Source organism: Fibrella musci (assembly GCF_041321105.1).
GTDB classification, from domain to species: domain Bacteria; phylum Bacteroidota; class Bacteroidia; order Cytophagales; family Spirosomataceae; genus Fibrella; species Fibrella musci.
The window spans coordinates 350,104-377,019 of the sequence record NZ_JBGGWD010000002.1; the positions used below are offsets into that span (position 1 = coordinate 350,104).

Annotated in this window: 11 protein-coding genes; 8 read left to right on the forward strand and 3 right to left on the reverse strand. The window is 55.4% G+C overall.

Annotated features, from left to right (window positions below; translation table 11 throughout):
- Positions 1 to 110 precede the first annotated feature (110 nt).
- Positions 111 to 3,089, reverse strand: coding sequence for an FAD-binding and (Fe-S)-binding domain-containing protein (locus ACAW74_RS07185; protein WP_370697512.1), 2,979 nt, complete (start codon positions 3,087 to 3,089; stop codon positions 111 to 113).
- Between the two features lie 488 nt (positions 3,090 to 3,577).
- Between ACAW74_RS07185 and ACAW74_RS07190 the strand changes: the two genes are divergently transcribed.
- The 8 genes from ACAW74_RS07190 to ACAW74_RS07225 all read left to right on the forward strand — a co-directional run bounded on the left by ACAW74_RS07190 (position 3,578) and on the right by ACAW74_RS07225 (position 24,799).
- A complete protein-coding gene (locus ACAW74_RS07190; protein ID WP_370697513.1) occupies positions 3,578 to 6,616 on the forward strand; it encodes a SusC/RagA family TonB-linked outer membrane protein in 3,039 nt (1,012 codons plus the stop codon).
- A gap of 21 nt (positions 6,617 to 6,637) precedes the next feature.
- Positions 6,638 to 8,143, forward strand: a complete 1,506-nt coding sequence (locus ACAW74_RS07195; protein WP_370697514.1) for a RagB/SusD family nutrient uptake outer membrane protein — start codon at positions 6,638 to 6,640, stop codon at positions 8,141 to 8,143.
- A 79-nt stretch (positions 8,144 to 8,222) separates the two neighbouring features.
- On the forward strand, positions 8,223 to 8,786 hold the full coding sequence (locus ACAW74_RS07200) for a hypothetical protein (protein WP_370697515.1): 564 nt from the start codon (positions 8,223 to 8,225) through the stop codon (positions 8,784 to 8,786).
- Positions 8,787 to 8,864: 78 nt separating this feature from the next.
- Entirely contained in the window at positions 8,865 to 12,329 is a 3,465-nt protein-coding gene (locus ACAW74_RS07205) for a VCBS repeat-containing protein (protein WP_370697516.1), read from the forward strand.
- A 626-nt stretch (positions 12,330 to 12,955) separates the two neighbouring features.
- On the forward strand, positions 12,956 to 15,916 hold the full coding sequence (locus ACAW74_RS07210; protein ID WP_370697517.1) for a SusC/RagA family TonB-linked outer membrane protein: 2,961 nt from the start codon (positions 12,956 to 12,958) through the stop codon (positions 15,914 to 15,916).
- A gap of 60 nt (positions 15,917 to 15,976) precedes the next feature.
- Positions 15,977 to 17,533, forward strand: coding sequence for a RagB/SusD family nutrient uptake outer membrane protein (locus tag ACAW74_RS07215; RefSeq protein WP_370697518.1), 1,557 nt, complete (start codon positions 15,977 to 15,979; stop codon positions 17,531 to 17,533).
- Positions 17,534 to 17,747: 214 nt separating this feature from the next.
- The gene (locus ACAW74_RS07220; protein WP_370697519.1) at positions 17,748 to 21,257 is read left to right on the forward strand and encodes a VCBS repeat-containing protein; all 3,510 of its coding nucleotides are present in this window, start codon (positions 17,748 to 17,750) and stop codon (positions 21,255 to 21,257) included.
- The gene (locus ACAW74_RS07225) at positions 21,254 to 24,799 is read left to right on the forward strand and encodes a VCBS repeat-containing protein (RefSeq protein ID WP_370697520.1); all 3,546 of its coding nucleotides are present in this window, start codon (positions 21,254 to 21,256) and stop codon (positions 24,797 to 24,799) included. The genes ACAW74_RS07220 and ACAW74_RS07225 overlap by 4 nt, the downstream gene beginning before the upstream one ends.
- Here ACAW74_RS07225 and ACAW74_RS07230 read toward each other — a convergent pair whose 3' ends face one another.
- Together ACAW74_RS07230 and ACAW74_RS07235 are read right to left on the reverse strand one after the other, a co-directional pair.
- Entirely contained in the window at positions 24,800 to 25,840 is a 1,041-nt protein-coding gene (locus ACAW74_RS07230; RefSeq protein ID WP_370697521.1) for an App1 family protein phosphatidate phosphatase, read from the reverse strand.
- A gap of 477 nt (positions 25,841 to 26,317) precedes the next feature.
- Positions 26,318 to 26,899, reverse strand: a complete 582-nt coding sequence (locus ACAW74_RS07235) for a TIGR04282 family arsenosugar biosynthesis glycosyltransferase (protein ID WP_370697522.1) — start codon at positions 26,897 to 26,899, stop codon at positions 26,318 to 26,320.
- Positions 26,900 to 26,916: the final 17 nt, after the last annotated feature.

The window sequence follows — 26,916 nt, forward strand, 5'->3', positions numbered from 1 at the left end:
GCAGCGTCACCAACGTAGGCAACGTACCTATTTACTTGTAAAAATAACAAGATGCCGGAAACTATAGGGCGAGTATAGGATAGACGGTCGTGGGTACGTTATCACACCGTTTACCGCAGCGCCTCAAACAGCACCTCGGCCGGGTGAAGCGCTGTGCGGTGCGCCCCGTCATGAATCTGATGGCGGCACGACGTACCTGCGGCGGCGATAATCACGTCGGCTGGTTGCTGCCGTACCGTGGGCAACAGCACTAGTTCGCCCACCTGCATCGACACGTCGTAGTGCTCTTTCTCATAGCCAAACGACCCCGCCATCCCGCAACATCCCGACGGAATCAGCTCGACGGTGTAGTTTTTGGGCAAGGCCAGAATTCGTTTACTGTGGGCCATGTTCGACACCGCCTTCTGCTGGCAGTGACCGTGCACTTTCACCAGCCGTTTTTCGTCGGTAAACACCTGCGGATCGATCCGTTTATGATCCAGTTCGCGGGCGATAAACTCTTCAAACGTCAGCGCGTTTTTGGCGATGCGCCGGGCGTCTTCGGCCAGCGACGCATCGACCAGATCGGGGTATTCGTCGCGGAATGTCAGGATAGCCGAGGGCTCCAGACCCACGAGCGGGGTGTCGTCGGTTACCCGTTCACGCAGGGCCAGGATGTTTCGCTCGGCGAGTTTCTTCGCGTATTTCAGCATGCCTTTCGAAAGAGCTGCCCGGCCGCTTTCGCCATGATCGGGCAAGACTACTTCGTAGCCCAGCTTACCCAGCAGCCGCACCGCCTTTTGGCCCACCGATACATCGTTGAAGTTGGTAAACTCGTCGGCAAACAGATACACTTTCTTACCGCCTGCGGGGCGGTTTTCGGGTGCCGTTGGCCAGGTACGTTTGAGCCACCCCGACAGCGTTGTGCTGTGCAGGAGGGGCATGGTCCGGTCGGGGTGGAACCCAACGATCCGGTTGGCAATCCGGCGTAACGACGACGTACCCAGCACGGCGTTCCACGCCCAGGGCACATAACTAGCCAGGCCCGACAGCCGCGCAAAATTGGCGACTAACTGCGACCGAATCGGTACGCCATTGGCGTCGTAATAATGTTGCAGGAATTCGGCCTTTAGTTTCGCCACGTCCACATTCGACGGGCACTCCGATTTGCAGGCTTTGCACGAGAGGCAGAGATCGTACACCTGTTTGATCTCGTCGTGGTCGAAGCGGTTTTCTTTGGGCGAGCGCGTCAGCATCTCGCGCAGGATGTTGGCCCGCGCCCGCGTCGTATCTTTCTCGTTACGGGTAGCCATATAGCTGGGACACATCGTTCCACCTGACAACTCCGTTTTTCGGCAATCGCCCGAGCCGTTGCACTGCTCGGCATGTTGCAGCACCGTCTGATCCTGATACCGGAAGTACGTCTGAAAATCGGGCGTCTGCTGATTGGCCTCGTAGCGCAGGTACGTGTCCATCGGCGGCGTATCCACGATCTTGCCGGGGTTGAAGATGCCTTTGGGGTCCCAGAGCTGCTTTATCTGCCGCATCAGCTCGTAATTGTGCGCCCCCACCATCTGCGGAATAAACTCGCCCCGTAGCCGCCCATCGCCGTGCTCACCCGACAGCGAGCCGTTGAATTTCTTCACCAGCGTAGCAATTTCTTCAGCAATCAGTCGGAATTGGCGGTGCCCTTCCGCCGTTTTCAGGTTAATAATCGGCCGAAGGTGTAGCTCGCCCGAACCGGCGTGAGCATAATGCACCGACGCCATGTTGTGCTTCTTCAGAATCTCGTTGAATTCGCGGATGTAATCGGGCAAATCGTTCACGTCGACGGCCGTATCCTCGATCACTGCTACCGCTTTCTCATCGCCGGGCAAATTACCTAACAGCCCCAGCCCCGCTTTCCGTAAAATCCAGATCTTTTTGGTGTCATCGCCAAAGAGCAGTGGGTAATGGTAGCCTAACCCCGCCGCCCGCATATCGGCCTCCATCTGGGCTGCGGCTTCTTCTACTTCGGCCCGTGTCGGTCGCGACAGATCGACAACCAGAATGATCGGGAAGCCACCCGTAGGCGTTTTCTGCACGAAGAAGCTGTTCTTGCGCTGTTCGGCGTTGGAGTCGGCCCGTTCCAGAATGATGTCGTCTATTAGCTCAACGGCCTGCGGTTTGTACTTCAGCGCCACCAGCGTTGCGCGCAACGATTCGTCGATCGTGTGGCAATGCACACACACCAGCCCGCCTTCTTTGGGCGGCAGCGACACCAGATTCAGCGTAATCTCGGTCAGAAAGCACAACGTTCCTTCTGAGCCGGCAATGAGCTTACAGAAATTGAATGGCTCGCCACCCGGCGTAAACGGCTCACAGTTAAGCAGCTCGTCGAGCGCATATCCTGTGTTGCGGCGCTCAATAGTGGGTTTGGGAAAATGCGCCCGTATCTCGGCCTGATTCGTCGGATTGGCCAGTAGTGCGTTGGTTTTCAGCAGGATCTGATCGGCCAAGGTGGGGTGATCGGTCGGCGTCTGCCCCACCTTACGGCTGGCCTCGGCCACCGCTTTGGTGTATTCCCAACCCGACAGATGGCTGAATGACACCTCCGAGCCGTCGGCCAGCAGTGCTTTTACGGCCAGCGTGTGCTCACGGGTAGCCCGGTATACTACCGAGTTGGACCCACACGAATTGTTACCTACCATGCCCCCGATCATGGCCCGGTTGGCGGTACTGGTCTCCGGCCCGAAATAGAGGCCATATGGTTTCAGAAACAGGTTCAGTTCATCCCGAACGACACCCGGCTGAACACGTACCCAGCGCTCCTCGGGGTTGATTTCCAGAATTTTAGTAAAGTGTTTCGACACGTCCACGACAATCCCCGCCCCCACTACCTGACCCGCCAGGGACGTACCTGCAGTGCGCGGAATCAGCGGGATGCCCTGCTGCTGAGCCAGTTGAATCAAGGCTTTCAGATCGCCAACCGTTCGGGGAATAGCCACCGCACGGGGCATTTCGCGATAAGCTGATGCATCGGTGGCATAAAGGGTACGCAGCGTAGAGTCCGTAAAAAAATCGCCGGTGTAGTCGGCCGGTAAGGCGATTGATTCGTCGTGAGTAATCATTCGAAACGGTCAATGAACAGAAGCCTGACAAGCTTCCGCGGAAGTATTTCTGAAGGCTAAAGGTACGACAAAAGCATACTACAGGAGCTTGTCTGACCCGCTAAACTAAGTCGACAACACCCAAAAAACCCTTACTTACCGATAAGCCAAAAACATTGATAATCAACAAATTATAATCTATGTAATTATACTCATTGCACGATCCACAAAAGCACCCACTAGTTATATTTAATTAGTTCAGAATTGACCATATGAGTATTAATACAAATTAATTTTAAGCAGTTAACTATTGTATCTTACTGACTATTTATTGTAATTCGCCACTCATTTCAGGGCTAACAACAATAATTTCTTCCAGAAATGCAGCATAAAGCGAGTCGGCGTAAGGCGAATACACGAATCGTATCAGCTGCTTTTACTTAGAAATAAGTCTCAGCCCTGTGAATGTTGAATGTTTATCAAAATCTATTGCTAACCATTTTAAACCTATGATGGACAACTCCTACTTAGTAGGTGGCGCCGTAACCACCCGGCGTATGCAGTCTGCCCAGCTTTTTTTGAAAGCTGGGTTTCTGGCAGTGCTCATGCTATTTCTGACGTTGAGCAGCCAGCTGACGTTCGCTCAAGACAATAGCATATCGGGGAAAGTGTCGGATGCGAGCGGGCGGGGCCTGCCGGGCGTGAGTATCAGTGTGAAGGGCACAACGCGGGGTACCAACTCCGATGCCGACGGGAATTACAAGATTAGTGCAGCCAGCAATGCCGTACTCGTCTACAGCTTTGTGGGCTTCGAAAGTCAGGACATTAGCGTCGGCAACCGGTCTACGATTAACGTAACGCTGCAGGAAGACAACAAAACGCTGAACGAGGTTGTCGTTATCGGTTACGGTACCGCCAAGAAAAAAGACCTCACCGGTGCTGTTAACACGATCGGTACTAAAGACTTTAACAAAGGAATTATTTCGTCGCCGGAACAACTCCTGCAAGGTCGCGTACCGGGAGTAGCGATTACCCAAAACAGCGGTGAACCGGGCGGTGGTATCAACATCCGTATCCGGGGTACGTCGTCAGTACGGAGCAACAACAACCCGCTCTTCGTGGTCGATGGTGTACCACTGAGCGGCGACGCCACGTCGGCTGGTGGTGACAACTCGGGTATCGGATCAACAGCTCCCAAAAACCCACTGAACTTCCTGAACCCGGATGATATCGCCAGCGTCGACATCTTAAAAGACGCCTCAGCTACGGCTATTTACGGGTCACGGGGTGCCAATGGTGTGGTCCTGATCACCACGAAAAGAGGCAAAACGGGCCGTGGTAGCCTTGAATATTCGCCTTCTATTGGCTTTAGCACCATTACGCGGCGGTATGACTTGCTAAGCTCCGACGAGTATCGCAAGCTGCAGCCGACGCAAGATCAGGGCGGTAACACGAACTGGCAGGATCAACTGTTCCGCACGGGTGTAACCAACCAGCACAACCTGGCCTACGGCGGGGGCGATGGAAACGGTGGCAATTACCGGTTCTCGCTGGGTTACCTCGATCAGCAGGGTATCATGCAGAAAAGCTCCCTGAACCGGGTGGCGGGTACGTTCAACGGCAACAAAAAGTTTATCAACAATAAACTGGCCATGGGTGTGCAGGTAACTGTATCACAAACGAAAGATGGCAACATCCCCGTAACCGACAACGCCGGCTACCAGGGTGACCTGCTGGGCGGTATCCTGAAGGCTAACCCCACGGCAGTCGTTTACAACGCCGATGGTACCTACAAGCAGTCGACCAACGTAGCTGAGCCCAACCCGGCTGCCCTGCTTGGTCTCTCTAAGGATAACACGGTCACGTTGCGTACGCTGGGTAACATCAATGCGGAGTATGAAATCTTCAGCGGATTGAAGTTCAAAGCCATCTACGGGTTCGACAAATCAATGTCGTCGCGGAAAGCCGCTTTCTCTCGGGACCTGTTGTACCAGGATATTCAGAAAGTGGGCCGGTTGATCCTGAACGACATTGAGGTGAATAACACGCTCTTCGACGGCTATTTCTCGTACGACAAGGAATTTGGCAAAACGACCGTTAGCGCTACGCTGGGTTACGAATACCAGAGCTTCGACGTTTTCTCGAAGCGCACGACGGCTACCAACTTCCGGACAAGCGATCTGGACTTGATGATCAACAACGCCGCTGCCGCCGACAACTCAAAAGGCCTGTCGGGTAGCTTGCTGGCCAACTCGAACGCCTCTTTCGATGAGATCCGGTCATACTTTGGCCGGGTTAACGTTGGCTTTGGCAACATCCTGGCTACGGCAACACTCCGGGCTGACGGCTCAACGCGTTTTGGTGGCAGCAACCAGGTGGGTTACTTCCCGTCGGCCGCTCTTGCTTACAAGCTGAGCGATGCCTCATTCGTACCGAAGACTGTCTTCTCAGATCTTAAATTGCGCGTTGGTTATGGTATCACCGGTAACCAGGAACTGCCGCACAACCTGTACACGCAACGTCAGCGCTACAGCGACTGGGGCACAAACTCGGATGCCAATGACATCAACGGGGGCGGTCTGAACGACGTGGCTTTCCCGAACCCGAACCTGAAGTGGGAGCAAACGGCTCAAACCAACATCGGTATCGACTTCGCGATCGCTGGCAACCGTTTGTCGGGTAACATCGAATACTACTACAAGAACACGACTGACCTGCTGATTCAGGTGACGTCGGCCCAGCCCGCCCTGACGCCCTTCGTCTGGAAGAACCTGGACGCCAACGTGATCAACCAGGGGTTTGAACTAGGCCTGAACCTGGTTGCCGTTGATAAGCCGCAATTTGGCTGGGACATCCAGTTCAACGCCGCTTACAACAACAACGTCGTCAAGAACTTTAACGGGATCATCGACACCGGTCAGATCAGCGGTCAGGGCCTGACGGGGGCATTCGCTCAGCGGATTGCTGATGGCCAGCCCCTGTTTGCTTACTTCCTGCGGGAATTCGGTGGCTACGATGAGTCGGGCAACTCCATCTATACCGGTGGTGACTTCCAGAAGTTTATCGGCAAAAGCCCGCTACCGACAGTTACGGGTGGTCTGACGAACAACTTCCGTTACAAGAACTTCAGCCTGAGTCTGTTCTTCAATGGCGTATTCGGCAACTACATTTACAACAACACCGCCAACGCCTATTTCACGAAAGGTTCGTATAACAACGGTCGCAACGTAACGCGCGACGTACCCAACCTGAAGGAAGGGAATTTCAATGCACCGGACGTATCAACGCGCTTCCTCGAAAACGGCTCATTCATTCGCCTACAGAATGCCAGCCTGGGCTACAAGTTCAACACGGGTAATAGCTCAGTGCTGTCGAACCTGCGCCTGTTCGTGACGGGTCAGAACCTGCTGCTTTTCACAGGCTATACTGGTCAAGACCCGGAAGTAAATACCAACAAAGCCATCAACGGCGTACCGTCGCTGGGTATCGACTACACGGCTTACCCCCGCGCCCGGACCTTCACGGTTGGTGCCAACCTTGCTTTCTAATTGAAAAACACAAAAAAACCAATGAACAAGAGAGGATCTATCAATCTCCTTACACTCGGTTTGAGTGTTGGTCTTGCTACTCTGTCGGGCTGTACCGACCTGGTAGTTAAAGAGAACAGTTCCATTGTCGTGAATACCGCCGGTTCAACGGGTGGCTCAAAAATCAACGCTTCCGAGGCTCTGGTAGCTGCTTACAAGGATCTGGGCATGTATACCGATCAGGGCAATATTTACGCGCTGAACGAGCACACCACCGCCGAGATGATTCCACCTACACGGGGGGTTGACTGGGGCGACAATGGCGTGTGGCGGACACTTGACCAGCACACCTGGGATGCTACGCACTCGGCGGTCAGGGATGCCTGGAACGCCCTGAACCAACGGGTGTACAAGAACACACAGATTATTGGTGGTTCGGATGCCAACGCTCAGCAAATTGCCGAGGCCAAGTTTCTGCGTGCCTGGAACATGTATCACGTCATGGATGCTTGGGGACAGGTACCGTTCCGGGAACTGAGTGAAGGGGTAAACGACAATCCGAAAGTGAAAAGCCGCTCGGAAGCGTTTGACTTCATTGTGAAGGATCTAACGGAAGCGTTGCCTGCGCTACCGGAAGCGAAACCGGCCAACCGCGAAAACTCATTCGCATCGAAAGCCGCCGCTAACTTCCTGCTGGCAAAGCTGTTCCTGAACAAGGCCGTTTACAAGGCCGCCAAACCCGAAGGCCCCTACACCTTCGACAAGGCCGATATGGATCAGGTAGCCAAATACGTAGACGCCATTACGGCAGCCGGTTTTAAGCTGAATACAGACTACTACGCTACCTACACGGAGAAAGGGAAAGATGAGATCATCTTCACCAGCCCGGAAGGTACCGCCCAGAACCGCTGGTACATGACGCTCCACTACGACCAGAACCCGTCGGGTTGGAATGGTTTTGCTACGCTGGCAGACTTCTACGATAAGTTTGAAGATAAAGATGTTCGGAAAGGCGTACCTGCGAAAAAAGACGGTACGCAGTATTCAGGCATCAGCCGTGGTTTCCTGATTGGTCAGCAGTACGACGACAAAGGGGTGGCAATCAATGACAGCCGGGCTAAAAAGCCGCTTCAGTTCACTCGCGACGTAGTACTCTCGGGCTGCCCCACCGACAAAGGGATTCGGGTTATCAAGTATCACCCCGCTGATGCTGGTAAGTACATCCTGATGCGCTATGCCGACGCTTATCTGATGAAAGCCGAAGCATTGCTGCGTAGTGGAAATGCCGCCGGTGCTCTGGCGCTGGTTAACGATCTGCGTAAAATTCGCGGCGCATCAGCGCTGGCCTCCCTGAACGAAGAGTCGATGTTCGATGAAATCGGCCGCGAAACGTATTGGGAAGGGGGCAAACGGCCCGTCGAAGTACGTTATGGCAAATTCTTGGTGAGCACGGGCGTCGACAAAAAAGACGCTACGACAATTTTGTTCCCGATTCCGGCGGACGCTACCTCGTCGAACCCGAACCTGAAACAAAACGCGGGCTATTAAGCCGCTTTATTCAGCAGAGTTCCAGAAAGGCCCGCTAGCGGGCCTTTCTGCATTTGCATTCAACCTGTTTCTTTGTAGTATGTATTGTCTGCGCTTTTTTGGTTTACCCCTGCTGATCAGTCTCTGTCTACTGAGCTGTGCTACCAAACCCGATGCCCAAACGGTGTATCAAAATCTAAAGGAGGGCGAAGCCCACTTTGAGATCAATATGGATGGTGATGCTTTTTACCCAGCCGACAGCCGTTTTAAAGGTGAGGTGACCGTTACGGCCAATACCCTACGGCTCAATCTGTTCGATCAGTACGAAAGCAACACCATTATCACGCTGGACAGCCAAGACCTGTTTGCCCAGCGCCCCGTCAAACGAACCATCACCATCGACAATCAGGTGGCTGGCAGCATCATGATCGGCCGGGTACGTGACAAGGCGAAACGTACCGGCGACGGGTTTCTGATGACCGAGGGCGAGCTGACGATCGAATCGCTTTCAGACGACAAAATCGTGATTCACCTGACCGGCAAAACCGGCAACTTCAATACAATGCAGAACCGCCAGACCTGGAAACGGCTGAATGGCCTGCTGGTCTACCGTAAGCCTACCATCACGGTCACGGGCTCCCCACGCGCGAGCTTACTTTACTGACCGCCAACTCAACGTATTTTTTTAACCACCGCTCTCGTTATCGTTGGGTAAATTTGACAAATGTACCGTAACCAACCTATGCCTGAATCAGCAGCCCTTCGGCTCGCCCTGGGTGCTTGCCTGCTTGTTTTTCTCTTTTCAGCCTGTTCGTCTAAAAAATCCGATACGTTGTTCGAGAAAATGGACAACGAGACCATTGGGGTCACGTTTCAGAACAAGGTCGAAAACCGGGCTGACTTCAACATCTTCAATTATCGCAACTTCTATAATGGCGGCGGCGTAGGCATCGGCGACCTCAACAACGACGGGTGGTCCGATATCTTTTTCACGGCCAATATGGGGTCAAACAAGCTATTCCTGAACCGGGGCAAACAGGGTAGCGAACCCTGGAAGTTTGACGACATCACCGAGCGGGCCGGGGTTGGCAGCAAAGGCAAATGGGGAACGGGCGTGGTCATGGTCGACATTAACAACGACAGCCGCCTCGACATCTACGTGTGTTACGCCGGTTACCAGAAAGGTGTGGATCAGCGTAAAGAGCTGTATATCAACCAGGGTAACGGCCCCGATGGCGTACCCACGTTTAAAGAGGAAGCCCACCTGTATGGTCTCGATGATAACGGCTACACGACCCACGCTGCTTTTTTCGATTACGACAAAGACGGTGATCTCGACTGCTACATCCTGAACAACAGCTTCATCCCGGTCAATACGCTCAACTTCGAGAACAACCGCACCCTGCCCGCCAAAGACTGGCCCGTTAAAGACTTCCTGAAAGGCGGTGGCGACCGGCTCATGCGCAATATGAGCGTGGAGCGGGGGATAAAAGGCGCCCAGACCCCAAGCTCCACGCCCACAGCCCCGCTCTTCGTCGACGTTTCTAAAGAAGAAAATATCTATAGCAGCCTGATTGGTTTCGGGCTGGGCGTAACTATTGGCGATGTCAACGGCGATAACTGGCCCGATATCTACGTCTCTAACGACTTTTTCGAGAAAGATTACCTATACATCAATCAGCACGACGCGTCGGGGCGGCACACTGGGTTTAAGGAGGAAATCGAGGAGCGGATGAAGCACCTGAGCATTGCGTCGATGGGGGCCGATATGGGCGACATCAACAACGACGGCTACGCGGAAATCTTCACGACCGAAATGCTGCCCCGCGATGAGCTGCGGCTAAAAACCACCACGTCATTTGAGAACCATTACGTAGCTGGCCTGAAGCGCGACAAAGGCTTTTACAACCAGCTTCAGCAAAACTGCCTGCAACTCAACAATCAGAATGGTACCTTCAGCGAGATTGCCCACTATGCCGGGGTCGCAGCCTCTGACTGGAGTTGGGGCGCGCTGTTATTCGATGCCGAGAATGATGGTTACAACGATCTGTTTGTTTGCAACGGCATCTACAACGACATCATCGACCAGGATTTCATTGACTTCTTTGCCAACGAAGTCGCCCAGAAAATGGTATTGTCCGGCGAGAAAAAGCAGTTCGATGAGATTGTTCGGAATATGCCATCGCGGCCCATTCCCAACTGCTTTTTCAGCAACCAGAAAAACCTGCGTTTTACCGAAAAAGCCGCCGATCTGGGCCTCGACGAACCTTCCTTTTCAAACGGGGCTGCCTACGGCGACCTCGACAACGACGGCGACCTCGACCTGGTTGTCAACAATGTCAATCAGCCCTGCTTTGTGTATCAAAATCACGCGGACAAGCAGGCAGCAGGCAACCAATTTCTGAAAGTGAAGCTGACCGGCGATGGTCAGAATACGTATGCCATTGGGTCGAAGATCGAGGTGTTTGTCTCAAGTCCAACGGGCAAACAGATCATCAGCCGCTACATAGCGCCGTCGCGGGGCTTTCAGTCGAGTACCGAATACGTGCAGACTATTGGGCTGGGTACGTTGCCCGGCATCGATTCCGTACGAATTACGTGGCCCGATGACCGCAGTACGTTGGTGCGATCGCCGAAAGCGGGCACAACGCTGGCGCTGGCACATGAGGATGCAAAGACCTCGCCCCTCAAAGCCAAGGGCGGGGAACAAAATCTCCGCGAAGGTTCCTCGCTCCTCACCAATGTACCGGCTCCATTTGCTGCGCATGTCGAAGACAGGTACGAAGACTTCTTTGACGAACGGAATATTCCCATGAAGCTATCGCAGGAAGGCCCAAAAGCGGCAATCGGCGACGTGAATGGCGATGGCCGTCAGGATGTGTACATCTGCGGTGCCAAGGGGCAGGGCGGTCAATTGTATATTCAGACAGGTAATGGCTTCACGGCATCGGTGCAACCTGCGCTGGCCCAGTTCCGTGACTTTGAAGACACGGCTGCCCTCTTTTTCGATGCGGATAAAGACGGCGATCTCGATTTATATATAGGCAGTGGTGGCAATGAAGTTCCTACGGGGTCAGGCAGTTTGCGCGATCGCCTGCTGATGAACGACGGCAAAGGACAGTTTACGCTGAATGCCCGCGCGCTACCGCCCGCCACAATGAACACCGCCGTGGCGATCCCGTACGACTTCGACAACGATGGCGACCTCGATCTGTTTGTGGGTAGCCGCAGTTACCCCAAGGAATATGGCGTTACCCCTACCAGTTACCTCTACCAGAACAACGGCACGGGCGAATTTACGGATGTAACCCCACGCCTTGCTCCTGAACTGGTCAACGTAGGCATGGTGCGCGACGCCGCCTGGGCCGACCTGACGGGCGACGGCCGCGCTGAGCTGATCGTTGCTGGTGACTGGATGGAACCCACTGTTTTTGGGTACGTTAACGGTCGGTTTTCTAAGCAAGACGTCGGTTTCACCAATATCAATGGCCTTTGGGGTAGTGTAGGAATCGCCGATCTCGATGGCGATGGCGACAATGATATGGTGCTGGGGAACATTGGTGAGAATTTTTCGCTGGCTGCCGACACTGACCATCCGCTAAAGCTCTGGATCAATGATTTCGATAAGAACGGCATCCTCGACAAGGTGACAACCAAAACTATAGACGGCCGCGACGTACCTGTCTTTCTGAAACGCGAAATGGCCGAGCAGTTTCCGTTCCTGAAAACCAAAATCCTGAAACATAGCGATTACGCTACCAAATCCTTGCAGGATCTGTTTACGGCCGACGTACTCGACAAATGCCAAGTCAAAACCCTTACGTACCGGCGCTCTATTGTTGCTATAAATGACGGCAAAGGACCGGGGGGTATCCCGCATTTTACCATACGCGACCTACCCGCTGCCGTGCAGATGACTTGCGTAAATGCGATCGCCTGCGAAGACCTCAACAACGATGGCCGAAAGGACCTTGTATTGGGTGGCAACTTCACTCACTTTACCCCTCAATTGGGGATGATCGACGCCTGCCAGGGATTGGTACTGATGAACCAGAAGAAATGTTCGTTCCAGGTGCTGTCGAGCCGGCAAAGCGGTTACCTGACCAATGGCGAAGTGAAGCAGGTTAGCCCACTTATGGTAGGCAAGCAACGCTATTTACTAAGCCTGATCAACAACGCCAAACCTGTGTTGAGCCGGGTTCGGTGAGTTTTTTAGTGGTCGAGTGCAGGTGTCACTCCGTAATAGCGCCTGCACTCGACCCACTTTCCCAGACTATTAATCGCTACTACCAGTCGAACCTACCGGCTAGCTACTGACGGGTAGCTTGTCAACGGTAATGGATCATCGTTCCGTAATCTTATACAGTATTGTTTCTATCTTTTTTCCAACCTGTTTTTTAGTAATTATCGACTAATAATTGGCTAATATCAAGATTTTGGCGCCTTTTCTTACAATTAAGTAAGGAACTATTCAATTAATCCCGCACTTTTATTGACAAGATGTGCTAAGCGCCATTTGAACTTTTCAATCTTATTATTGTAATTCGCCCTATAGACCATACCTGTTTTGTGCAGTTATAAAACAGAAAGAGTCAATACTCAACGTGACATCTTTTTTACATACATCTTGCCGGCGTCCCCGTTGTCTGTTTGGCTTTGTCTGCTTTAGTACTCAAGCAAGACGAAAGGAATGGTTTATAAGCCAATTTCTTAACAAGTCAACCATTTATGGACAACAAACCCTACTCAAAAGTGGGTCAGGTTGTTGATGCTGGACACAGACCAGCTATCAGCACACTTGCAAACCTATGGAAGGCAGTTTTCACGCTGCTCATGCTTTTTACTCTCTCCCACGCGTTTGCGCAGGAGGCTGCCGTAACTGGTAAGGTGACCGAATCGGGCGGCAGTATCGGCTTGCCCGGCGTTACCGTTCAGATCAAAGGCCAGACAAGAGGCTCAACCACCGATGCCGAAGGGAAGTACCGGCTAACGGGCATCACGCCCACATCGGTATTGGTATTCAGCTCGATCGGCTATGCAACGCAGGAAGTAACGGTTGGTAACCGCCAGACGATCGACATCACACTCGTCGAAGACAACAAAACGCTGAGCGAGGTTGTAGTCGTTGGTTACGGCACGCAACGCGTGAAAGACGCTACAGGATCGGTTGTATCGGTAGGCACGAAGGACTTCAACAAAGGGGTCATCGCGACACCTGAACAACTGCTTCAGGGCCGTGCTGCTGGTATTCAGATCACGCCAGCCAGTGGCGAACCGGGCGCGGGGGTTAACATCCGTATCCGGGGTACAACGTCGATCCGGTCAAACAACAATCCGCTCTACGTAGTCGATGGCGTACCGCTCGACGGGGGCGATGTCTCAGACGGCGGTCGTGATTTTGGTACCGGTACACAGACAGCCCGGAACCCCCTTACGTTTTTGAACCCCGACGATATCGAGAATATTTCTGTACTGAAAGATGCTTCATCGGCAGCCATCTACGGGGCGCGGGGCGCCAACGGTGTGGTGCTGATCACCACCCGGAAAGGCAAGGCCGGCCAACGGACGCTGAACATTTCGGCTAATACCAGCATCAGTTCACCGCTGAAACGCTACGATCTGTTGTCGGCAGCCGAGTACCCGGCGGCGCTTCAGAGCGCGGGGGTAGCCGTTACGCCCATCAACAGCGCGTCGGCCAACACCAACTGGCAGGATCAGATTTTCCAGACGGGCGTATCGCAGAACTACAACATCAGCTACGGTGGTGGTAACGACGATACCCGCTATAACTTCTCGCTGGGTTATTCAGATCAGCAGGGGATCATCAAGAAAGCTGGCCTGCGCCGGATCACGGGTCGGATCAACGCCTCGCACGAGCTGTTCAACGACAAAGTAACGATCGACATGCAGCTGACAACGGCGGGCGTTCGTGACATCTACATCCCGAACGGCGACAACGCTGGCTACCAGGGTAACCTCATCGGGGCAGCCATTCAGGCCAACCCAACGTACCCAATCTACGACAGTCAGGGACGGTACTACAACCCAGACGGCTATGCTGGTAGCGTGCCCAATGGCGTGGCGTTCCGTAACCCGGTATCGCTGCTCAACGGCATCGATGACGTGGGTAACACCAGCCGGACGTTGGGTAACGTCAGCGCTACGTGGCGGATCATCGAAGGGCTATCGTACAAACTGAACGTAGGTCTCGACAATTCGGTATCGGAGCGGCGCACCTCTATTCAGCGCAACCTGCCCGGTTTCAGCGAATCGATTGCGCAGAACGCCGGTCGGGCGGTAATTCAGAACCGGTCGCGCCGCAGCCAACTGCTCGAGCATACGCTGAGCTACAACCGGAAACTGGGCCCTGGCGCATTCGACGCCCTGTTGGGTTTTGCCTATCAGAAGTTCCAGAGCAAAGGCAGCTATATTCAGGCGCAGTTGTTTCAGCCGACGGCCGTATTCCCCTACGCCAACAACATCACGGGTGTAAACAACTCAGGCCAGAACAAAGCGTTCGAAGCCGGTTCTGATCTGTTGGAAAGTGAGTTGCAGTCGTACTTCGGTCGGGTAAACTACAACATCAACGATAAGTACCTGCTGACCGCCACGGTCCGGGTCGATGGTTCGTCGAAGTTTGGGCCGCAGAACAAGTACGGTACGTTCCCGTCGTTTGCAGCAGGCTGGAAAATCTCGGAAGAGGAATTCCTGAAAGGCAAAGGCGTTGACATCAAGTTCCGGGCTAACTACGGGATTACGGGTAACCAGGAGTTCCCGGCCAACATCACCAACGTTCGCTACGCCTACGACGCCAACAACAACGCCACGAGTCGCGACCTCGTCGACAACCCGAACCTGCGCTGGGAGCAAACCCGTCAGTTTGGCGCTGGTTTTGACCTGGGCTTCCTCGATGGCCGCCTGACTGCCACGATCGATTATTTCGACAAGAATACGACCGATCTGCTCTTCGAAGCTCTGTATGCAGCTCCGGCACCGGCCCGTGCCCGCTGGATCAACCTGCCTGCCAACGTGAGCAACCGGGGTGTTGAATTTGCCGTAAACTACGACGTAGTACGGGGTAGCGAGTTTACCTGGGATGTATCGGCCAACGCGACGTTCATCAAAAACCAGGTGTCGGATTTCAACGGTCTGTACAACGCCGGTGCCATTAACGGACAAGGTCTGTCGGGTGCCTACGCACAACGGATCGTGGGTGGTCGGCCGCTGTTCTCGTTCTTCATGCCCACCTTCACGGGTTTTGACGAGCAAGGCTTCGGTACGTATACCGACCCGACGCTGCAACTGGCCTACGTAGGCTCAGCCATCCCGACCTACAACTTCGGTTTGACCAACAACCTGGCTTATAAGGGCTGGGGCCTGAACCTGTTCATCACGGGTGCAGGTGGCAACTACCTCTACAACAATACCAAGAACGCCATCTTCGTGAAAGGTAACCTGGGTATTGGTCGTAACGTAACGCGCGACGTGGTGACCAACGGCGAAAACCGCCTGAACCCGCCCGTTGTATCGACGCGCTTCCTCGAAAAAGGCGATTTCGTCCGCCTCTCGAACGTAGTGCTGAGCCGGGGCATCAACCTGCCCGCTTCGTCGGGTATCCGCAACCTGCGTCTGTCATTGACGGGCCAGAACCTGTTGCTGCTGACAGGCTATACCGGTATCGATCCGGAAGTGAATACCAACAAAACGCTGGATGGTGTGCCTTCGCTGGGCATCGACTACACGTCGTTCCCGTCGGCCCGCACGTTCACGCTGGGCCTGAGTGCCAGTTTCTAAGCTACTACACAATTCGATTTAGCTAATCCGAATCGGATGTCGTTTAACGTTATTAACTCAATGAACACAACTCTTAAATTTCCGCTCCTTGCTGCCAGTGCCCTACTGATAGCCTCGGCCGGCTGCACGAATCTGGAAGACCGCGTGCTGGACCGACCCACGACCATCGATGCCGGGGGAGCTTCTGCTAACCTCGAACAGCTTCTGAACGGTGCCTACCAACAGTTGAACCCGCTGACCGACCAGGCGAATACCTACGCCATGGAAGAACATTCGTCGGATGAAATGATGGGGCCAACGCGCGGCACCGACTGGGATGACTTCGGTACCTGGCGCCGGCTGCACCAGCACACCTGGGATGCTACCCACAACCAGATTATCGGTGCCTGGAACCAACTGAACACCGGTTTGTTCCGCACCACCGAAGTGGCTGCCGCCGCCGCTACCGCCAACAACACGTCGGTGCAGGCACAGGCGCGTTTTCTTCGGGCGTTCTTCATGTTCAACATCGTGGATCTGTACGGTCAGGTTCCGTTCCGGGAGGCGACCGATAGCTTCGATACCAACCCACGGGTGCTGAACCGTACGGAGGCAACGCAGTTCATCATCGATGACCTGACTTACGCCATTACCAACCTTCCGGCGACCAAAGCACCGGGCCGGGCCACGCGCGATGCCGCTCGTTTCCTGATGGCGAAAGTGTATTTGAACCGGGCCGTTTTCACAAACAGTCCGCAGACGCCAGCTGGTCCGTTTACGTTCCCGGCCGCCGACATGAACCAAGTGATTGCCAACTGTGACGCGATCATTGCCAGTGGCAACTATTCGCTGGAACCCGCTGGTCAGTATTTCGACAACTTCCACTGGGAAAACACAACCCGATCGAATGAACTGATCTTCGTGATTCAGAACGAACGGGGCGCGGCCGTGGGTAGCGTACAGAACCGGTACCGGATGACGATGCACTACAACCAACCGTTTGGTGGTGGCTGGAACGGCTTCACGACGCTGGCGAACTTCTACCAGAGCTTCGAAGCAAACGATCAGCGCCGGAGTGCGTCGATCCCAGGCATGACCGACTCAACCGGTATCCGGGCTGGTTTCCTGGCCGGTGTACAAACCGACAAAAACGGTCGGCAGCTGACAGACCGGGCGGGGAATCCCCTCGATTTCACGCCACAACTGAACTTGCTGTATGCGGGTGAAGCTAACGGTATCCGGGTTATCAAATACCCAATTGACCCGGTTCGTCCCGATAACCCCGGCAATGACTATGTGTTCTTCCGGTATGCCGATGTGCTCCTGATGAAAGCCGAAGCTATTCTGCGCGGTGGCGCGGCTACGGGCGGCGCTACGGCTGCCAGCCTGGTCACCCAACTACGTACCGCACGGGGCGTAACGGCGCTGGGCACGGTAACGCTCGAAAACCTGCTGGCCGAACGTGGCCGCGAACTGTATTGGGAAGGCTGGCGCCGGAACGATATGATCCGCTTCGGTACGTTCACGCAGCCTTTCGATCAGAAACCGTCGGTAACGCCCGACTTCCGTGCCGTTTACCCAATTCCGCAACAGGCGCTGGATACCAACCCGAACCTCAAGCAGAATTTCGGGTACTAGGTAGGGGCGGGCCACCGTGCCCGCCCGCACCAGAACGCGGCAGCGAATAATACCATACACGCCGCATTCAAGTGATTCCCCAAAAAGACCGCGACTATCTAGTCGCGGTCTTTTTGCATAAATCCAGGTACGTTGCTGATTCCCAGCGGTCAATAGCGCGAAAGCGGGTGGACACGATGGCCCGCCCCCACAGATGTATTATCTTTACGTACCTATGAAACCTGCCGTACTGCTAGTTGTATCAATCCTTTGCTTCGGTTGCGGGAGCGAGTCGCCCCTCTTCGAGAAAACCGACGCCGAACAGACAGGCATCCGTTTTGCCAATCAGTTGCAGGAGACCGAGCAGGAAAACATTCTATCGTTCGAGTATTTCTACAACGGCGCCGGCGTTGCGGCTGGTGACCTCAATAACGATGGCCGAGTCGATCTGTACTTCACGGGTAATCAGGTCGGTAACAAGCTGTACCTGAACACCGGCACTCCCGAAGCGCCGCTGAATTTCACTGACGTTACCGACAAAGCCAGCACGGGCCGGTCCGCTGGTGCGGGCAGCTCACTGGCCGGACGGGCGGGCGGCTGGAAAACGGGCGTCACCCTCGCCGACGTAAACGCCGACGGTTGGCTCGATATTTATGTCTGCTACTCGGGCATGCGCCCCGACTCGCTACGGCGGAATCAGCTGTTCATCAACACCACCAACGTACCTGGCAACACACCTACGTTTGCCGAACGCGCTCACGACTATGGCCTCGACGACTCGGGCTATTCCGTGCAGGCCAACTTCTTCGACTACGACCGCGACGGTGATCTCGATTGTTTCCTGATCAACCACAACCTGAAAAACTACCAGCGCAAAGAAGCCGCCGTCATGCGGGCCGAACGCGATTACAACGCCGGCGATAAGCTCTTCAGGAATATGAGCGTGGAGCGTAGGGCTGCGGTAACTAAGGGCGTAGCCAACTCCACGCCCCCAGCCCCAGGCTCCACGCTCTTCGTCGACGTCAGCGAGCAGGAAGGTATCAAGGGGAATCCGCTCGGTTTTGGGCTGGGCGTTTCGGTAAGTGACCTCAACGCCGACGGCTGGCCCGATGTGTACGTGGCCAACGATTTTGTCGAAGACGACTATTGCTACATCAATCAGCTTGGGAAGCAAGGAGCTCAGGGCATAGGGCTGGGGGCAACTACAGGCAAAGCCAACCCCGCACCCCGTGCTCCGCGCCCCATGTCCCCGGCCTTCCGCGACGAACTCCGCGAGCGAATCGGGCATACGTCGTATTCGGCGATGGGGGTGGACGTGGCCGATGTGAACAACGACGACCTGCCCGATATTTTTACCCTCGACATGCTGCCTGACGACAATGCCCGGCAGAAGTTGCTGATCTGGCCCGACAGCTGGCAGGTGTATCAGGCGCAGCTTCGGAACGGGTTCTGGCACCAGAATATGCGGAATATGCTGCAAATGAACCAGCGGACGGCGGATGGGCCGGGGCAGTTTGCCGAAGTTGGGCAACTGGCGGGCGTGTCGGCTACCGACTGGAGTTGGGGCGCCCTACTGGCCGATTTCGACCTCGACGGGCGGAAAGATCTGTTTGTTAGCAACGGCCTCGGTCGCGACCTGACCAACGCCGATTTCACCAAGTACATCAGTGCTGAAGAGGAAATGCAACGCGGTACACCCCTGCTCGAACAGCTGAAGCAGATGCCCTCGACGCCCACCAAAAACTTCATCTTTCGTAACGTAAGCGGTATCCGTCCCGACAGCGTGGCGTTTCAGAATCGCCAGAAAGAGTGGGGTTTCGACGACAATACCCGCTCCAACGGCTGCGCCTACGCCGACCTCGACAACGATGGCGACCTTGACCTGATCACGAATAACCTGAACGAAACGGCCCGCATTTACCGCAATACCCAACGCGACAATCAGCAGGGCCATTTCCTGAAAATAAAGCTGAAGGGGCCCGTCGGTAACCCATTTGGCATCGGTGCTACCGTGCAGGTAACGCAGGCTGGCCTGACCCAGTCGCAGGAGTTTTACCCAACGCGTGGCTACCTGTCGGCCAGCCACGACGCGCTACTGTTTGGGTTGCCCACATCGGAAAAAGTCAGCACCATCCAGGTACGTTGGCCGGATGGACGTACCCAGCAAGTCTCCAACGCTCCTACCAATCAGACGCTGACACTAGATTATAAACAGGCTGACCCCAGCCCCTCCCCTGAAAACCAGGGGAGGGGTATAGTGCGCCCCAGTTTAGCTGAGGCGGCCCCCCTCCCCTTATTTCAAGGGGAGGGGCTGGGGGTGGGGTACACCCACACCATCGCGCCTTCCAATGATTTTGAGCGGCAACAGATGCTGCCCATGCAGTATTCGTATGCGGGTCCGCGCATGGCGGTAGGTGACATTAACGGCGACAACGTACCTGACGTATTCATTTGTGGCACGTCTGAACAGCCAGGTACGTTGCTGCTGGGCGTCGGGGGCGCGGGGCAAGGAGCGCAGGGCGCTACGAATCCTCCCTTTACCCCAAGCCCCATCCCCCCCGCTCCCGGCCCCGCCCGCAAAAACGCCGACGCCGTGCTGGCTGATCTCAACGGCGACAAGCGGCCCGATCTGTTCGTCGCTAACGGGAACTACGCCCCGCGCGACCACGCCGAATTGGCCGATCAGCTCTGGCTTAACCAGAACGGGCAGCTCGTTCCGGCCCCATTGCCAGCCGACAACACCAACAGTTCGTGCGTGAAAGCGCTTGACGTTGACCGCGACGGTGACCTCGATCTGTTTGTGGGCGGACACGTGCGGCCACTTCGGTTTCCGCTGGCCGAGGAAAGCGTGTTGCTCATCAACGACGGAAAGGCGCATTTCACCCGCCGATCCTTGGGTACGTTGGGGCTGGTTACCGACGCCGTCACGACCGACCTGAACAACGATGGTTGGCCCGATCTGGTGGTGGTGGGTGAATGGATGCCCGTCACTACACTGCTGAACGATCAGCATGGCCAGTTGAAAGCTGAAAACACCGAACAGCCGCCGCTATCGGGCTGGTGGACGCGCATCGAGAAAGCCGACCTCGACGGCGATGGCGACGATGATCTGATCGTTGGTAACCTTGGCCGGAATACCCAGTTCCGGGCTTCGGCCGAAGAACCCGCCACGCTGGTCTACGACGATTTCGACCAGAACGGGATGCTCGACTTTTTCATGACCTACTACATTCAGGGCAAAGCCTATCCCGCGCATACCCGCGATGAAGTAGGCGATCAGATTTCGTCGCTCCGGCGCGTATTCCCTACCTATGCAGCTTATTCGACGGCTACGCTCGACCAGTTTTTCGACCCGTCGGCGCTTGAGCACGCCCAGAAGGCCACCATCAACGAAACCCGCACGCTGGTACTGGAAAACAGCAAAGGCGAACTGATTCCGCATGACCTGCCTCAATCGGCCCAATACGCCCCTATTTGCGCCATCCTGCCCGACGATTTCGACCACGACGGCAAACGGGACCTGCTGCTGATGGGCAACAATTCGTATCTGCGCCTGCGGATCGGCAAAGTCGACGCCAACCACGGCGTCGTGCTGAAAAACAAAGGCAATTTTCAGTTTGAAACACTGCCGCCCGACCAGTCGGGTCTGTTTGTTAAAGGCGATGTACGCGATGTGAAGCGCGTGGGTCGTTATGTGCTGGTTGGCGAATGTAATGGCCCGCTGCGGGTCTTTCAGCCAAAATGATCCGTCAAGCCAGCGCCTTCCTCCAACCATCCGTGAGACTCCCCCTCTTTTTTCTGTTCGTTATTGCCCTCGCTGGTTGCCGAACCACACCCGACGAGCCACCACTGTTCGAATCACTCGACTCCACCCAGACCGGCGTACGATTTATAAACCGGGTACTCGACTCGCCGCAGTTGAACATCATCGACTACCTCTATTTCTACAATGGCGGTGGCGTATCGGCGGGCGACGTCAATAACGATGGGCTCACCGATCTGTATTTTGTATCGAACTGGGGGATCAACCGGCTGTACCTGAACCGGACCAAACCCGGCGAAAAACCGCATTTCGACGATGTAACGACCAACGCTGGCGTTGGTGGAAAGGCGGAGTGGCAAACCGGCACCACCATGGCCGACGTTAACGGCGACGGGCGGCTCGATATCTACGTATGCGCCGTCAGCGGTTTCCGTAAGAAGAACGGCTCGACGCTGAAGGGCCATAACGAACTCTATATTAACAACGGCCCCGGCCCCGATGGCGTACCAACGTTTACCGAACAGGCCGACGCCTACGGCCTGGCGTTCGCCGGTTTTTCGACGCAGGCCGCTTTCTTCGATTACGACCACGACAACGACCTCGATTGTTTCCTGCTTAATCACGCGGTGCATTCGGTACGCTCCTACGACCGGATTTCGGCCCGCGATCAGCCCGATTCACTGGCGGGCGATTTTTTATTCAGGAATGAAGGCAGGCCACTGAACGGAGGCCGGCAAAATAGGACTCCGGCGGGGAAAACGCCGCCTCCCGTCTCCTTCCTCCCTATTCCTGCTAGCGGTATTTTTCGCGCGCCGATGGGCTACGGGCTTGGCGTGGCCGTCGCCGATTTTAATAGCGACGGCTGGGAAGACATCTACGTCTCGAATGATTTCCACGAAGACGATTACCTGTACCTGAACAATCAGCGCGGGGGATTCACCAACGTGGCTCCGCAGCAGTTCGCCCACACCAGCCGTTTTTCGATGGGCAACGACGCGGCCGACATCAACCACGACGGTCACCCCGATCTGGTCACGCTGGATATGTACCCCGACGACGAGACTGTAGAAAAAGCCTCGGCGGGCGAAGACCCCTACGACATTTACCAGTACAAACTGGCCTACGGCTACATGAATCAGTATAGCCGCAACTGCCTGCAAATCAACCAGGGCAATGGTCGCTTTGCCGACGTGGCTGCCCTCGCGGGCGTAGCTGCCACCGACTGGAGCTGGTCGCCGCTACTGGCTGATTACGACCTCGACGGGCAAACAGACCTGTTTATTGCTAACGGGATTGCCCGTCGCCCCAACGACCTCGATTACGTCAAGTACGTATCTAACGATTCGGTGCAAATGGCGCTCGGCAACTCTCCCGAAGCGTTACCAAAAGCCATCGAGATCATGCCCGAAGGCAAGGTGCACAACTACCTGTTTCGGGGAACGCCGGAGGGCCGTTTCGACGATAAATCGAGTGCATGGGGTTTCAAAGCACCCAACTGCGCCAACGGGGCCACCTACGCCGACCTCGACAATGACGGCGACCTCGACCTGGTCACGAATAACCTCAACGAAGCCGCCAGCATTTACCTGAACCAAACCAATACGCTCTTTCCGAAGCGAACGTACCTGCGCGTCAAGCTGGAAGGCAGCGGGGCCAACACAGCCGGCATTGGCGCCCGGGTGATCGTGCGTTATGCCAACAGTGATAGCCTGCAAGTGCAGCAATTAATGCCCACGCGCGGCTTCGAATCATCTGTAGAGCCACGTCTGACGTTTGGGCTGGGTACGTCCCAAACCATCGACTCGCTCATCGTGATCTGGCCCGATCAGCGGATGGACGTGCGGCGCAACGTGCGGGTCAACCAGCAGGTGGTTTTGAAACAGACCAACGCCAGCCTGGATGGCCGTGGGTACGTGATCAGCCGCCCCGCCACCCCGCGCTGGTTTACGGAACAGCAGGCAGCCGATACCACCGCGCTCCCGTATCGACACCGTGAAAACACGCATTACCTCGATTTTGCCCGCGAATCGCTGATGCCGTTCAAGGTGTCGACTGAAGGGCCGCGCCTGGCCGTGGGCGACGTCAACGGCGATGGACTCGACGACGTATATGCGGGCGGAGCGCGTGACCAACCAGGTACGTTGCTCGTGCAAACTCCGGCAGGCCGGTTTGTGCCTTCGCCACAGCCCGTGATTGCCGCCGATTCGGCGTCGGAAGACGTCGATGCACTGTTCTTCGATGCCGACGGCGACCGCGATTTAGATCTGTATGTAGTGAGTGGTGGTAACGAGTTTTCGCGAAAAGATCCGCCCCTGCTCGACCGGCTTTATCTCAACAACGGCCCGCCCGGTGGTCAACCCCAGTTTAGCAAAGCCGCGCTACCGCTACTGATGGGCAACAAAAGCTGCGTGCGAGCCGCCGACTTCGACGCCGACGGCGATCTGGATCTTTTTGTCGGCGGGCGGGTGCTGGCCAATCAGTACGGCCAAACGCCCGATTCATACCTGCTCATCAACGACGGGCGCGGGCCGGGTGGCTTACCCCGCTTTACCGTGGCGACCGATGCGCGCGCGCCGGGTCTGCGGCAGGCGGGTATGATCACCGATGCCCAATGGACTGACCTGAACAACGATCGCCAACCCGACCTCGTGGTGGTGGGCGACTGGATGGCACCCCGCGTTTTTCTGAACAGGAAAGGGCAACTGGAAGAAGCCAAAGGGCTCTTCGGCAACGTACCCATGCGCGGACTCTGGCAATGCCTCGCCGCTGCCGACTTCGACCGCGATGGCGATATCGACCTGATGGCGGGTAACCTCGGGCTAAACACCAAGTTCCGCAAGAACGCGGGCGGGCAGCTACGGATGTGGGTGAAAGACGTCGACGGCAACCAAACCACCGATCAGCTATTGGCCTACAACCGGCCCGTTCAGACTGGCCCTGATTCGTATGGCAATCTGGATGAATGGTATCCCGTGGCGACGAAGGATGAACTGGGCAAACAGATGCCCGGCATTATCAACAAACGCTACGTAACGTACCGCAGCATCGCCGGCAAATTGATTACCGACATTTTCACGGCCAACGACCTGGCCAATGCCGAAGAACGCACCGTCGATCAGTTTGCGTCGGTGTATCTGGTCAACAACGGCACGAACGCCGGCGAGTCACCTACGTTTACCGTGCAACCTTTACCGATGCTGGCGCAGGTCTCTAAAGTCTTTGCCCTAACGCCCTTCGATATCGACGGTGACGGCGACCTCGACCTGCTTGGGGGAGGCAATTTCTACGGTGTCAGCACGTATCAGGGCCGTTACGACGCAAGCAATGGCTTCGTGCTGCAAAATCAGAAAGGGCAGTTTACGGCCTTGTCGCCCACCGATACAGGCTTCCTGTTGTCGGGCGAGATCCGGTCTATCGTGCCCGTACGGGGTCGGCTGGGTACGTTCGTTCTGGTTGGACGCAACAACGAACGTACCCAGCTTTTCGGGCAAAGCCAGTCGGCTACCCGACCGAAGACCTTGTAGCTACTCTTTATCAGCTTTCCGATCGGCGCGAATTTCGGGCAGGGTATCGGGGTCGATCAGGCCAATGGCCGCCGCGTGTTCGGCCGCCGCTACGGTATCGGCTACCAGCAGCATGGGTACGTTATAGTCGGATGTTGCCTTGATCAACGCCTTCACAGCCTCATCGCGGTGATCGTCGGTGGTAACGTCGCGGATATACACGGCCTTGATCCGACCCGGATTAGCCCGGATAACGTCAGCGTAAATTTCGGGGTCCTGCTGCCCGCTATCGCCCAACAGCACAAACGGCAGGTCGGGATTGACAGACAGCACCTTATCGATCATGGTTCGCTTGTGCGTATGGTGTCCCTGCGACGACAGCAGGTCGGCACTGAGCCCCAAATCGCGCAACAACAGAGGCCCTTTGGGCAACCCCTGAATCCGGAAGAAGTCGACAAGCAGATCGTATAGATTCCAGGGGCTGCTCGACACAAAATAGATGGGGTTGAAGAGCGTAGTCACCGCTCCACTCTGCAATGCCCGGTAAAACGCCGACACCCCGGCAAAGGGCAGGCGCGTAAAGGCATTTTCCAGAAATGTAAGCCGCAGCGTCTGCCAGATGTTGGTCGCCCCCGTAACCAAGACGGTATCATCGATGTCGGAAATAACACCAAACTGGCTGTAAGCCGGGGCGATCATCAGTTGTCCATCTTTGATCACCTCCTCGCCGGTGTCGGGCTGCTGCACTCCTTCGAGCGCGTATCGGATCGGGAACCAGGCCCGGCCGGCAGGCAACTCGATGTTGGGGTTAATCGTGATATCGAAGTAACCTTCCTCATTGGTTACGGTCCGAAAGGTTTGCCCGAATGTTTCGATCCGAACGGTGATGCCTTCCACTTCGTTGGTCAGAAACCGGCTGACGGTAGCGGATAAATTATTCCAGAAAGAGGCCCGATCGGCGGGCGATGTCAATTCGTTCTGGCGGAGAACCCGGCCTGTTACCCAGATGGCGTTGGGTGAGCCGAAGCCCCGGTAATAAATGATTTGGTATGGTTTTGCCATTGTTACTAACTAGATGCGGTATTGGATCCCACAGGGCTACGCGACACGTTTTTCGCTGACCTATGTGGTTAAAACCTATAACCAAAAAAGCCCGCTTTAGGCGGGCTTTTTGATTCCTTTCGGTTCCTTCATGAAAGACCAAGAGGGTCCGACAGAGCTATTTCAAACAAATAGCGAACGCTGCAGGCCATGCGCTTTACTGCATACATCAGGCACGTAAAGGCTGCTATCGAAGAGGGTCGCATTGGTTTGTGTGAAAAGTGTATGGCCAAAAATACGCTATACGTACGCCAATCTGTATCAAATCGATGGCACGACTTAGTAAACGGACTGGTGACAACGGATTTAAAAATATGGGTGACTGATCATATCAGCACGTAGCAGACGCCAATACAAACACCCGCCAGAAGTAATGCAAAATGGATACCAAGACGGACCTGCCTGTAAGCCATCTAGCCTACGGCCCTGGTCAGCAGGTTAGGCGTACCGCTCATAATCAGCCCATTCGTCAATATCCGTCAGTTCGGGCAGCAGAGTGATCCGTTGCTTTCGGGTTTCCAGCACCGCTTTTGTGCGCGTTAGCAGATCGGGCTGGCTCCAGGGCATGTCGGTAAACAAATCGTCGTGGAGGCGTTTCATACCCAGCAGGTAGTAACCGCCATCGGTAGCGGGGCCAATCACTACATCGGCCTGATCGAGTGCTAGAAAGGCCTGCGCCAGATGTTCTTCCGTAATCGTCAGGCAATCGCTGCCGATGACGACGGCCTTCTCGGCCCGGGAAGCAAACTGCTCCCGAAACGCATTGGCCATTCGTTCGCCGAGGTCATCACCCACTTGCAGGGCTTTTTCATACCCATTCCAGCCATCGTCAGGGTTGATGAAATCAGCATAGTAAACCGCCTTGGTGTAAGGTGTGTAGCGGGTAATCTGTTGCGTGTGCTGAAGCAGGTGCCGATAGACCTGTACGGCCCGGTCATTACCCACGGTTCGGGCGATTCGGGTTTTAACCGTACCGGGAATTGGGTTCTTAACAAAGATTATCAGATGGTGGGTAGCCATGAGGGTTGTACTTTTGC

Excerpts from the sequence above, each read along its gene's own strand:
- ACAW74_RS07185 (WP_370697512.1), bottom strand. The coding sequence starts at position 3,089 with ATGATTACTCACGACGAATCAATCGCCTTACCGGCCGACTACACCGGC.
- ACAW74_RS07190 (WP_370697513.1), top strand. The coding sequence starts at position 3,578 with ATGATGGACAACTCCTACTTAGTAGGTGGCGCCGTAACCACCCGGCGT.
- ACAW74_RS07195 (WP_370697514.1), top strand. The coding sequence starts at position 6,638 with ATGAACAAGAGAGGATCTATCAATCTCCTTACACTCGGTTTGAGTGTT.
- ACAW74_RS07200 (WP_370697515.1), top strand. The coding sequence starts at position 8,223 with ATGTATTGTCTGCGCTTTTTTGGTTTACCCCTGCTGATCAGTCTCTGT.
- ACAW74_RS07205 (WP_370697516.1), top strand. The coding sequence starts at position 8,865 with ATGCCTGAATCAGCAGCCCTTCGGCTCGCCCTGGGTGCTTGCCTGCTT.
- ACAW74_RS07210 (WP_370697517.1), top strand. The coding sequence starts at position 12,956 with ATGCTTTTTACTCTCTCCCACGCGTTTGCGCAGGAGGCTGCCGTAACT.
- ACAW74_RS07215 (WP_370697518.1), top strand. The coding sequence starts at position 15,977 with ATGAACACAACTCTTAAATTTCCGCTCCTTGCTGCCAGTGCCCTACTG.
- ACAW74_RS07220 (WP_370697519.1), top strand. The coding sequence starts at position 17,748 with ATGAAACCTGCCGTACTGCTAGTTGTATCAATCCTTTGCTTCGGTTGC.
- ACAW74_RS07225 (WP_370697520.1), top strand. The coding sequence starts at position 21,254 with ATGATCCGTCAAGCCAGCGCCTTCCTCCAACCATCCGTGAGACTCCCC.
- ACAW74_RS07230 (WP_370697521.1), bottom strand. The coding sequence starts at position 25,840 with ATGGCAAAACCATACCAAATCATTTATTACCGGGGCTTCGGCTCACCC.
- ACAW74_RS07235 (WP_370697522.1), bottom strand. The coding sequence starts at position 26,899 with ATGGCTACCCACCATCTGATAATCTTTGTTAAGAACCCAATTCCCGGT.